Origin of the sequence: Shewanella hafniensis, from assembly GCF_019655335.1 — a bacterium.
GTDB lineage: Bacteria > Pseudomonadota > Gammaproteobacteria > Enterobacterales > Shewanellaceae > Shewanella > Shewanella hafniensis.
In genome coordinates, this window is the sequence record NZ_BPFD01000110.1 from 1 (window position 1) to 11,213 (window position 11,213).

The 11,213-nt window shown below is 43.2% G+C and carries 13 protein-coding genes and 1 pseudogene; 2 read left to right on the forward strand and 12 right to left on the reverse strand.

What is annotated here, in order from left to right; translation table 11 throughout:
- Positions 1-146 precede the first annotated feature (146 nt).
- On the forward strand, positions 147-1,034 hold the full coding sequence (locus K5Q99_RS20235; RefSeq protein WP_220777941.1) for a LysR family transcriptional regulator: 888 nt from the start codon (positions 147-149) through the stop codon (positions 1,032-1,034).
- 164 nt (positions 1,035-1,198) lie between these two features.
- Here the strand turns inward: K5Q99_RS20235 and K5Q99_RS20240 are convergent, their stop codons facing one another.
- The 5 genes and pseudogenes from K5Q99_RS20240 to K5Q99_RS20260 form a co-directional block, all read right to left on the reverse strand.
- Positions 1,199-1,594: a ribonuclease E inhibitor RraB gene (locus K5Q99_RS20240; RefSeq protein ID WP_006087411.1), complete on the reverse strand. Its 396-nt coding sequence runs from the start codon at positions 1,592-1,594 to the stop codon at positions 1,199-1,201.
- 22 nt (positions 1,595-1,616) lie between these two features.
- On the reverse strand, positions 1,617-1,847 hold the full coding sequence (locus K5Q99_RS20245) for an RNA-binding S4 domain-containing protein (RefSeq protein ID WP_006081165.1): 231 nt from the start codon (positions 1,845-1,847) through the stop codon (positions 1,617-1,619).
- A 73-nt stretch (positions 1,848-1,920) separates the two neighbouring features.
- Positions 1,921-2,457, reverse strand: a pseudogene (locus tag K5Q99_RS20250) (GNAT family N-acetyltransferase).
- An 82-nt stretch (positions 2,458-2,539) separates the two neighbouring features.
- The gene (locus K5Q99_RS20255) at positions 2,540-2,818 is read right to left on the reverse strand and encodes a peptidylprolyl isomerase (RefSeq protein WP_006081163.1); all 279 of its coding nucleotides are present in this window, start codon (positions 2,816-2,818) and stop codon (positions 2,540-2,542) included.
- Positions 2,819-2,999: 181 nt separating this feature from the next.
- Positions 3,000-4,829, reverse strand: a complete 1,830-nt coding sequence (locus tag K5Q99_RS20260) for a DUF885 domain-containing protein (protein ID WP_220777942.1) — start codon at positions 4,827-4,829, stop codon at positions 3,000-3,002.
- Between the two features lie 79 nt (positions 4,830-4,908).
- On the opposite strand from K5Q99_RS20260, the gene K5Q99_RS20265 reads away from it, so the two are divergent.
- Positions 4,909-5,418: a diguanylate cyclase domain-containing protein gene (locus K5Q99_RS20265; RefSeq protein WP_220777943.1), complete on the forward strand. Its 510-nt coding sequence runs from the start codon at positions 4,909-4,911 to the stop codon at positions 5,416-5,418.
- Positions 5,419-5,493: 75 nt separating this feature from the next.
- Here K5Q99_RS20265 and K5Q99_RS20270 read toward each other — a convergent pair whose 3' ends face one another.
- The 7 genes from K5Q99_RS20270 to K5Q99_RS22970 form a co-directional block, all read right to left on the reverse strand.
- Positions 5,494-6,738: a tetratricopeptide repeat protein gene (locus K5Q99_RS20270; RefSeq protein WP_220777944.1), complete on the reverse strand. Its 1,245-nt coding sequence runs from the start codon at positions 6,736-6,738 to the stop codon at positions 5,494-5,496.
- A gap of 2 nt (positions 6,739-6,740) precedes the next feature.
- Positions 6,741-7,361, reverse strand: a complete 621-nt coding sequence (locus tag K5Q99_RS20275) for an energy transducer TonB (protein ID WP_012088830.1) — start codon at positions 7,359-7,361, stop codon at positions 6,741-6,743.
- Between the two features lies 1 nt (position 7,362).
- On the reverse strand, positions 7,363-7,767 hold the full coding sequence (locus tag K5Q99_RS20280; protein ID WP_006081158.1) for an ExbD/TolR family protein: 405 nt from the start codon (positions 7,765-7,767) through the stop codon (positions 7,363-7,365).
- 13 nt (positions 7,768-7,780) lie between these two features.
- Positions 7,781-8,308 (reverse strand): MotA/TolQ/ExbB proton channel family protein, encoded by a 528-nt coding sequence (locus K5Q99_RS20285; RefSeq protein WP_006081157.1) that lies wholly within the window; start codon positions 8,306-8,308, stop codon positions 7,781-7,783.
- On the reverse strand, positions 8,308-9,663 hold the full coding sequence (locus tag K5Q99_RS20290) for a MotA/TolQ/ExbB proton channel family protein (RefSeq protein ID WP_012088829.1): 1,356 nt from the start codon (positions 9,661-9,663) through the stop codon (positions 8,308-8,310). Before K5Q99_RS20290 ends, K5Q99_RS20285 begins: the two co-directional genes overlap by 1 nt.
- Positions 9,663-10,445 (reverse strand): DUF3450 domain-containing protein, encoded by a 783-nt coding sequence (locus K5Q99_RS20295; RefSeq protein WP_106650162.1) that lies wholly within the window; start codon positions 10,443-10,445, stop codon positions 9,663-9,665. The genes K5Q99_RS20290 and K5Q99_RS20295 overlap by 1 nt, the downstream gene beginning before the upstream one ends.
- A gap of 416 nt (positions 10,446-10,861) precedes the next feature.
- Entirely contained in the window at positions 10,862-11,023 is a 162-nt protein-coding gene (locus K5Q99_RS22970) for a putative 2OG-Fe(II) oxygenase (protein ID WP_220777945.1), read from the reverse strand.
- Positions 11,024-11,213 lie beyond the last annotated feature (190 nt).

An 11,213-nucleotide genomic window follows, 5' to 3' on the forward strand; every position in this document is an offset into this window, starting at 1 on the left:
TATTCTTCTGATAAAAAAGGGAGTAATTGCTGAGCATTAGACTGCGTTTGCCAAATAAACGCAAAGGAGTTATTGTCGCCACTGCGTGAGCTAAACTCACGCAAATCTATAATCCGGTTCGGATTTGCCCAGTTATAGGAGATAAAATGTTGACCGAACTGCCGCCACTCAATTCCCTCCGCGCTTTTGAAGCCGCCGCGCGCTTGCAAAGTATGACACTGGCAAGCAAGGAGTTGCATGTCACCCATGGTGCGGTCAGTAAACAAATCCGAGTTTTAGAGGATTATTTGGGTTTTGCGCTTTTTGTACGCCTACATAAAAGAGTCAGTTTAACCGATGAAGCCAAGCGCTATTTGCCCCATGTCCAAGCCGCGCTGCAAACCCTGTCAAGTGCAACGAGTGACCTACGTCGTCTGCCATCTAAGCCGCAGACCTTAGCCATCAATGTGCTGCCAAGCTTAACCATTAATTGGCTTATTCCAAGAATGGAGCAGTTTAAATCCCGCCATCCACACCTTTATGTTGATTTGTCGATTGGCGACTTTGCAGTGGACTTTAGTCAAGGCCGTTATGATATTGCGATTCGCAGCTGCACAGCCATTCCTAAGGGCGCGAATTATATCAAGCTGATGGATGAAGACTTGTGCTTAGTTTGCGCGCCATCGTTAGCGCCAAAACTGCAAAATATTGAGGATATCAATCACGTCACCTTACTAAAACACACAACGAGACCCGAACTGTGGGAATATTGGGCAGACAAAGTGGGCTTAACACTCACTCAAGCGCAATCCTTTGGCGTCGAGCATTTCTACATGCTGAGCCAAGCGGCAGGCAGTGGCATGGGTGCAGCACTAATTCCGCGATTTTTTATCGAAGAGCAATTGGCAAACGGTAGTTTAGTCATCCCCTTCGACGCCCCTTTCACTAGCCCCTATCGATATTACTTACTCACGCCCAAGTCCCCTAGCTTGCCGTTAAAAGCCCAAGCCTTTATTGACTGGTTATTAGAAGTGTTTGCCCCTTATCGCCATTAAACAACATTTGGAATTTCGCCATTCCAGCAAGGTGCAATAACGCTATATGTGCCAAATAAAGCTATGGAGTACTGAAAATAAACGCAGCAAATGAGCGCAGAAAAACGGTAATAAAAAACCACCAAGAAGGTGGTTTCAAACTCAAAGGTCAAAGCAAATCAGGATCAGTGATTGCAATGAGCACCGTGGACATGTTCATGGTCATCATCGTCCATAAACTCGTCGTCACCGTCTTGGTGTTGCATTACGCCCCAACCGTCGGTCATACCACCGAATTCGGCAGCAAAATCATTCAACATAACTTCTTGCTCAACCAAAGTATCGTAATCAGGTACCATATTGAGGCAAACAATGATTTCCCACTTGCCCAGCTCATCATTCAGATTCAGCTCAAGCTCGCCTTGCAAGTCAGAATTTGTGAGTTCTTCTAACGCCGTTTCGGCATCGCGTTGATCATCAAAAACCAAAAAGAAATCAACATCTAACTCTTTCGTTAAATCGATTCCTGCTTCAGCCATTGCGGCCAGCATTTTACCATTGTCATCATCTGGAAATTGCATATCTTGCTCCACTGTTTCAGGCTTATTCTGCCGCAATGATTTGAACTGATTCACCATTAAAGCTGACGATATCGCCCGCAATAATTTTTTTACGCTTACGAGTTTCAACTTCACCGTTCACAGTGACTTGACCTTCCTCGATAAAATGCTTGGCTTCGCCGCCAGCATTGCTCATGCCCTGCACTTTTAATACTTTGTACAATTCAATGAAATCTTCGCCAGAATGCAAAGCCAATTGATTAATTTGCGCCACTTAATACACGCCTTCTAAAATAAACCTGCGGCATTATACCAGCACCGCATAAAATCCGCTGAAGATAATTTGGCTAGAGACGTCTTTCATCGGCAAGTAAGCCGAAGACCGATTCATCAAGCCAGTTTTCACCGACTTTGAATTGCTGCCTGAGTAAGCCTTCAAGCCTGAAGCCACACTTTTCAAGAACCCGCGCCGATGCATGATTATCTTTGGCGCAATGACCAACAAATTTATGCACATTAAAACTTAAGCAGGCTTAATCTATTACTGCCTTTAAGCTCTCAGTCGCATAACCTTTGCCGTGGCCCTCTGCTGCTAGTAAGTAACCGACTTCGGCACGCTGCTCATCAAGGCTTTGGCAATAAAGGCCTGTTAACCCAACAAATTGCCCTGTATCAACGGTCTCAATCACTAAGGTCAGCCAATCGCCTGAACCGTAAAACCAAGTATCTGAGCGCTGCTGAAACTTACTACGGATCACCTCTTGCGACTCTGGCACTCGCACATAGCGATTAATCTCAGGATCGCTGTGCAACGCATAAAACTGTTCCCAGTCGCTATCTTGTAAGCTCCTGAGTTTCAATCTATCGGTGTAGAGTTCCAGCATAGTGACTCCGTGATGAGCAGATAAACAAAAACGGCAGCAAATGCTGCCGTATTAAAAAGCGGTATCCAATAAGCCGTAAAACTTATGCGCGGCTGGTCACTTCGAGTAAATGAAAACCAAATTGCGTTTTAACTGGACCTTGCACTTCGTTTAATGGCGCGCTGAAGACAACTTCATCAAACTCTCTCACCATCATACCAGGACCGAATGACCCCAATTCGCCGCCTTGGGCACCTGATGGGCAAGAAGAGTGCGCGCGAGCAATTTGAGCAAAATCCGCGCCTTCCAATATTTGCTGTTTCAGCGCTTGACACTGCTCTTCGCTGCTAACTAACAAATGTCTTGCTGTTGCCTGGACCATAGTAAAACTCCTGTGAGGATCATGAGACATTTGCCCCAAATATCATTGATATTCCCATTAAAACATCCGTTTTAACAGGTTTTGAATCAACAGTATAAAAACTTTCTGTTGAATAAAAAAGTCTTAAAATGCCGTCATTCACATCAAAGTCAAATAACGGCAAATTACGGCAAATTACGGGCTAAGCCTGTTTAGACGCTATCCAACGGTCAATTTTATTTTCCATAACCGCCATAGGTAATGAACCTGAGGTGAGGATTTGATCGTGGAACGCTTTTAAATCAAATTTATCACCCAAGGCTTTTTCAGCGCGGGCGCGCAGTGCCAGGATCTTCAGCTGGCCGACTTTGTAAGACAAAGCTTGACCAGGGATTGCCATATAGCGCTCCACTTCAGCGACTATGTCACTTTCAGCCATCGGCGAGTTATCTTTCATGTACTGAATCGCTTGTTCACGACTCCAGCCTTTTGAATGAAGACCAGTATCCACCACTAGGCGCATCGCACGCAGCATTTCATCGGAAAGCTTGCCAAAATACTGATAAGGATCAGTAAACAAGCCCATCTCAATACCTAAGTACTCAGCATACAGTGCCCAACCTTCCTCGAATGCCGTATAACCACTAAAACGCTGGAACTCAGGCACACCAGTTAGCTCTTGCTTGATCGCAATTTGGAAATGATGCCCAGGAGCAGCCTCATGTAAAGATAAGGTCGTCATGCCCCACTTTGGCTGCGCCTTAAGATTATAAGTGTTGATATAGAACACGCCTGGACGACTGCCATCCACCGCTGGCGACTCGTAAGAAGCACCCGCAGCAGATTGCTCTCTGAAACTTTCAACTGGCTTAACCACGTAATCAGCTTTAGGCATCACATTAAAGTAGTTAGGGAGCACTTGATTGATTTTATCTTTCAACACCATATAACCATCAATCAAACCTTGACGGTCGCTGTAGAAATACTGAGGTTCGGATGATAAAGAGGCGAAAAATGCCTTTAAATCGCCCTTAAAACCGACTTGCTCACGTACCTTATCCATCTCAGATAAAATTCGCGCCACTTCACTTAAGCCAATTTGATGAATTTCATCCACAGACATAGTGGTGGTCGTATGTGAGTTCGCCAGATGCTGATACCAAGCTTTGCCGTTAGGCAAACCAGACCAGCCGTCAGTCGCCCGCGACTTAGGCAGGTAAGTTTGCTTAAAGTAATCACGCAAGTTCGTTAACGCTGGCACGATACGCTCGGCTATCATAGCTTGATAACGGGTGGTCAATTCGGCTTTATCTTGCTCAGAAAAACTCTCGGGGAAATGTTGAATGGGTGAGTAAAAAATACTCTGAGTCGCATCAGTCGTTAGCATAGCGTCTAACTGGGGAATAATGCGCTCTACTAACACCCGCGGTAGCACCACTTTACTTTCAATGCCTTGATTCATCCGATTTTCAGCAAGCGTTACCCACTTGATAAAACCATCAACCCTCTGTTCCCAATTACGATAATCATCGACAGTATTAAAAGGTTGCGCACTTTCGCCACTCCCAAGCTGCACCATAGTAATGACAGTGCTATAGAACTGGCTTATCGGCATAAAACGTGAAGGGAAAGTTTCGTCAACTAACGCCATATCTCGGTCATAGACAAACAGGTCATAACTTAACTGTAGATCCGCGGGCAGTTGTTTTGGATCTATCGCGCGCACCTGGGCTAAATAGTGAGTGTTAAGATCATGGCGAGCTTTGAGATAATCCTCAGTTAAATCACCGCCGAAATCAGCGTTATAGTCATTAACACCAACAAAAGTAGCGTAAATAGGCTCAAGCTTTAGGTAATCTTTAAAATAAGCATCCACTAGCGATAAATAGCGCTGCTCTGCTGTTTGTGTTTTGCCCTGCTCAGCAACGGCATTTGATTGACTGTTTTCTTGAACTGCCGTGGCTTCAGGCTTAGAACAACCTTGAAGGGCAAAGATTAACGCTATCGATCCTGCCAATAAACCCAATTTCATTTTATTATTTCTCCTTTTTGGCCCGCTATTGCAGAACTGTTTCTATACTTAGTTCAAGGTCTGCTATCGGAGTTAATCTATGATCTACTCGTTCCGCAACTCAGGTTTCAGGGATCCAGAAACTGGAGTCTATAACCAAACCTATTTCATGGAAGTATTCAACCGAGAATGGCATCGTCATATAAGAGAACACCAAAGCTTGGCACTATTGTATCTGTGCCCTCACATTCATGAAACCGTCAAACAACCCCATTTACTCGAATTCTTTACCAAACAAGTGCAAGAAGCACTATTAAGAGCAACAGATATGATAGCTAGACTTGATCATAATCACTTCGCACTGGGTTTATTCAACATAGATGAGGTGGGAACAGAGGTAGTGTTAAAACGAATAGAACAACAAATTTCTGATTTCAATCAAAATTTTGGTAAAAATCATAAACTGACAATAGATTATAAACTGGCCGCCTGCATTTGCTTGCCAACACAAGAAAACAAAATCGAATCGCTCTTCAGCAATGTCAGCCAACTCTCACAAGATCTTGAAAAAAATCATGATCAATCTCAAGCTTTAATCCGCTTACAGTAAATTTTTGACATTAAATTACATCAAATAAAAAGCCCCTTACGGGGCTTTCAAATCTGATACTAAACTGCCAAGCACTTACAGTGTGATGTTATGCATACGTGCTTTCTCTTTGATATAAGAGATATAGCTTTTTGCACTCTTCTCAGTCTTTTTATCGTTGGCAGCTAATACTGCACGGTTATAAGCTGACTTGCACTGTTTCAAACTTAAATGAGCCAAAGCTAATTCGAAGTTTGCTTCGCCAGGATGATCAATACCCATAGATATGGCTTTTTCAAGCACAGGGATCGCTGCAGTGTATTGTTCATTCAAGTTCAGTAAGCGACCTTGTTTCAAGTAAGTCTTACCATCATTGCTGATAGCTGCAGCTTTACCATAATACTCAGCGGCTTGTTTAAACTCTTTTGCATTCTGATAAAAACCAGCCAAAATCTCTAGAGACTTAGCATCCTCAGCGATCAAGCCCGATTTCATATGCTTCTGATAGACTTTAGCGGCTTGATATGGAGCACCTTTCTGTGCCATCAATTGTGCTAAACGAGTAATGTTACCCGCACTATCTAAGAAACCATTTCTATAAGCTAAATCGTAAGTTGCAAGAGACTTGTCATAGTCTTCAACCATCAGATAAAACTGCGCTAATTGAACCCATAATCTGCCATCATCCGGGAATAATGGCACCATGACTTCTAACACGCCAACAGCTTTCTTATACTTCTTTTGATTGAAGTAAGAAGTTAGCTTCATCTGATATAAGCCTTTATCAGGAGTCTCAGCTAATGAAAGACCTTTATCGGCCACTTCAATCACTTTATCCCACTGTTTTAGCTCAGAGTGTGCAATACCAATACGACGATAAATTTGAGAGTCAGCTTTACAAGTAAAATCCATCCACTTGTAATAGTAAGGAATCGCTTCCTTAAATTTCTTCTCTTGTAACAGTAAATCCGCATAAAGACGCATGGTCGCAGCATGATCTGTTCCACCTAAAATATCAGCTTCAACAGCTTGTTTTAGGTACTTGATCGCAGTATCCATTTTGCCTTTCTCGGCATAAAAGTTACCTAGCATGCGTGCAACATAGGCTTTATCGAAATCGTTCTTTGCATTTGCTTCGAGCAAAATAGCAATGGCTTCGTCCAGCTGACCATTGGTATAAGCTTCAAACGACTTCTGCACTTTTTTCGCAGCGCCTTCACCTACAGCTTTAGATTGACGTTTATCGATCTCACACTTTTCAGCTGCTACCGCAGATGAAACAGATAATCCGCCACAAATAGAAAGCAATAATAGAGCTGCGATTTTATTAACATTACGCATCGTTATTTGCCTCCTTTATCTAAGGTAAAGTCCAACTGAACCGTCTGACCTGGTTGCTTCAGTGGCTTGCCATCAACAATCTTTGGCTTGTACTTCCACTTCTTCAGTGCGCGAATCGCTTCTTTATCAAATAAACGTTTTGGCTCTGCTTGAATAACTTCAACGTCATCGATACCACCGAGTTCGTTGATGGTGAAACGAAGTTGTACCCAACCTTCTTTCCCATCACGCGCCGCAGCAATTGGATACTGAGGTTCGATACGAACGATAGGCGTAGCATCACCATCGCGAGTCATCATATTGCCTAATTTGAAACCAGTACTTGCACCGCCAGCTTCTACACCACCCATATTGAACGACATTGATGTATCAATATTACTTGATGAATCAGGTGGCGTTGTATCAGGCTTCTGTGGTTGCTCTGGTGGTGGTGGTGGCTTAGGCACTACCCTTGGCTTATTCTGTGCTTTTGAATCCTGTCTATCCATAGTGATTTCAATTACAGGGGTCTCAGCCGATGTTTCGCCGCGCTGTGCGCCGCCACCGACCAAGAACGCCATAAAAGCGAACAGACCAAAAGTCACAGCAGCACCAATAATGATCGATACTAGTGCTCTTAGCATATTAATCGTTCCCCGCAGATACCGAAATTTTATCTATACCAGCCGCTTTCACTTGGTCTAGAACTTTAACAACTAAGCCGTGCATTGCGTCTTTATCAGCCTGAATCAATACAGCAGCTTCAGGAGCTTCAGCCAGCATACGTTCAACGTTTGCAGTTACACGTTCGATATCAACCTGACGGTTTTCCATCATGATCACGCCCGTTTTGCTGACGCCGATAAAGATGTTCGCCGAAGGCTTTGAAGTCGCTTGTGAAGCTTTTGGTTTGTTATAGTCCAAACCAGATGGTTTCACGAATGACGTTGTTACAATGAAGAAGATTAGCATGATGAACACGATGTCGAGCATCGGTGTCATATCAATTTGCGCTTCCTCATCTATACTGGAATGCTTTTTACGTGCCATGTTCAATCTCTCTCTAGTGGTGCGGCATGCTGTCTTTTAGCTTTTCTAAACTGATCTTCATTTTGGCATCGAGGCGAGTACTGAAGAATACTCCCGATAATGCTGCAACCATACCAGCCATCGTAGGCATAGTCGCCATTGAAATACCAGCCGCCATCAAACGAGCATTACTCGTCCCCTGAACTGCCATCACATCGAACACTGAAATCATACCGGTTACGGTACCTAACAAACCTATCATTGGACAAATCGCCACTAAGGTTTTAATAATCAGCATACGTGCATTCAAATCTTGCTTCGCTTGGGACATCCAAGCTTCACGGATACGGTGTGCATACCAAGAGGTCGTTTCCTCTCTGGCGTCCCATGCAGCTATGATTGCTTTATGTTGCTTTGGTGATATCCAATTAAGATACCAATAACGCTCAAGCATCAATACCCACATTAAGAACAGAACAGCCGCTACAAGCCAGAGGACGTCGCCTCCGGAGGCCATGAAGCCCCTGACGGAATCCCAAATGTCCATCAGGTATAGCATCATTAGTCAGCCCTCTTCTCAGCATGTGCTGCGATGATACCAGCACTTTGCTCTTCAAGGATCTGAACGATTGACTTGCTACGCGCAACAACAACTGCATGCATTAACATTAACGGTAGTGCAGCAACCAGACCTTGAACTGTAGTGATAAGCGCCATAGAAATACCGCCCGCCATCAGTTTTGGATCGCCAGTACCAAATAATTGGATACTTTGGAAGGTTGCAATCATACCCGTTACTGTACCTAACAGACCCATCATAGGTGCGATAGCGGCCAGTACTTTAATGATTGAAATACGCGCTTCTAATGCTGGAGTTTCTTTCAGAATCGCTTCATCAAGTTTTAACTCTAACGTTTCAACATCAACGTCTTTGTTTTCTTGGTAAACTTTTAAGATACGACCTAAAGCGTTGTTACCAGGCTTATCGACGTTCTTACGTTGGCTATTAACGCGAGCACCAATAATCGTCATAGTGACAAGGCGTTCGATAGAGATTAATAAACCAAGTGCCAACAGAGCAATAATGATGTAACCGATAGTGCCACCGGCTTCTAAACGGTCTTCAAAGCTAGCTTTGTTAGTGAAGATGTTTAGCAGTACACCGCGTGCAGGGTCAACATAAAATGGTGCAGTACCTGAAGTGATTTTTTCCCAGTCAGCAACCGCGCTAACTTGGTAACCTTCTGGTTGTTGAGATAACTGCTGAATTAAACCTAACTCAGGGTTATAAACAACGTATTTGCCATCGGCTGTTAAGTTGTAAGAACCGATACGGTGAATAGTCGTTGTTTTAACGCTTCCGTCGATACCAGTAACAGAACCTTCGAACTTAACAACTTTGCCAGATTGCGCCATTTCAAACAGCTGCTCTTGCCAGAATTGCTCTAGTTCTTCGATTTTAGGTAATTGCTTACGCGCACCTAAATCAGCGATGAATTTATCACGATTTGGGTATTGAGCACTGATGTTTGAGCTTGCCAGTTTACCCGCGAAATCACCGGCTTCACCTTTAACCACACCAAACATCTCACCCAAGTCACCTTGAGCAGTTTTCAGATCTTCTTCTAACTGAGCAATTTTACGCTCGTTATCTAAGAACGCTTGGTTTAAATCTTTGCCGCGTTGTTTTTCAGCCGCTAAAGCATCTTTCTCGCGCTTTAACAGTGCAGCTTTATCACCACGTTCAGCTTGGAATTCTTGCTCACGTTTACTGTTGATTTTGCCTTCTGCAGCACGTTCAACTTTAACTTGTTGCAATAATTGGTCAATCGACTTAGGCGCATCTGCAGCGCTAGCCATACCAGCAGTTAAAGAGAAACTTGCAGCCAACACAGCTGTAGTAATTAACTTCTTCATTATTGTGCAGTCTCCGCAGCAGGAATTGGTAACGCAAATAGATCTAGAGCACCTTGTTTACGGGCAATGCGGATACCTTTAGTCAGTTCACGCAAATAGCTGTCATCTAACTTATCCCAACCCTTAGATTCTGGGTTGTACATCCAGCCAGTCTTTTGATCTAAACTCTGTGCATAAAGAGCAACACGACCTAAGTTAAAGAAGTCAACCAACACTTCTTTACCATCTAGGTTTAACTTACCTTGGTTAACAGCAACCGCGCTACCATATTCACGCTCGATGCTATAAGCATCAAGGATTAAACGGTACTTTTCGGCCAAGGTAACTTCAGCAGTATTAAGAAGGTTTTTCAGCTCATTAACACGATTAGTACGTACTTCAGAGTTGAAAGGTAAATCTAATTGAACGAACTGTTCTAATGATTCAACCATTTTAAACATTAATGGCACAACACCTTGGCGAAGTTTATCAACACCATTAATGTCGCTTTGTACTGAATCCATTGTCTTTTGTTGATCAGCAACTAAGCTGGCAACGTAATCGTTATATGATTTCAGTGATTCACGCTCATCCGCGACAGAACCATACTCAAAAAGCATGTCTTGTGCTTGATCGAAATACTTATCAACATTCTTTTGCGACGCTGCAGCATCAGCATGGATCATACTATCCGCTTTCTGCACGTCGGTAAGAGGATCTGCAACCACTAAGTTGCTGCTCGCTAATGCCAGCACGCCAACAAGTGCAGTAGCGATTTTTGTTCTATTGCTTACCTTGGACATAGTTCCCAACCAATTTGAAGTGAATAAAAGGTTTAACTTACCCATAACATTGCCAGTAACAACAAAGGTTATAGACAATAATTACTGTAAGTTCGTCTTTCTCTTGTGATTCTTAGTTTTTTCTTCCCTTTCCTACACCCTGACGGGCATAGACCCGCTGGCATCATTTCACAAAATGTTGACCTGTGTCAACAATTGACCCTAGCCAAAACTATCAGAAAGAATGCCTAACGAAGTGAATAGCACCAAAAGCCGATTTTTTGTACAACTAACGAGATAAATGCACTGTTTATAGTCTTAATAATGACTGAAATGACAAAATACTGGCCATATGCACCAGAAAGTGTTGATAACTGCCCATTTCGACAAAAATATATAATCTTCACACCTGTCATTAGCTTTAGCCACTACCTTGCCTATCGCGTCTTTTTAATTGGGCACAAGTCAAATGCTATCGTCAATCTTTCTCCTGAGACTGACTTAGGAGTGGTGCCATGCCACATATAAGATGGAAAAATAACTAACCTTCCTATCTTAGGTTTAACAAAAAACTCAGCACTGAAGAATCCCCTGATGATTTACAAATAAATCATCAAATTAGGGTGGAAGCGCATCTTGTTGCATGATCAAATGGTTTCGCCAAAAACTACACTTGGACAACAAGATGCGCGAAGCCAATATCCTACAACATTCTTTACACCAATACTGCCCAGAACTTCACCTAAAACGATTAAACAGCTTGATGCTGGCCTCTAAGGCACTGATTGA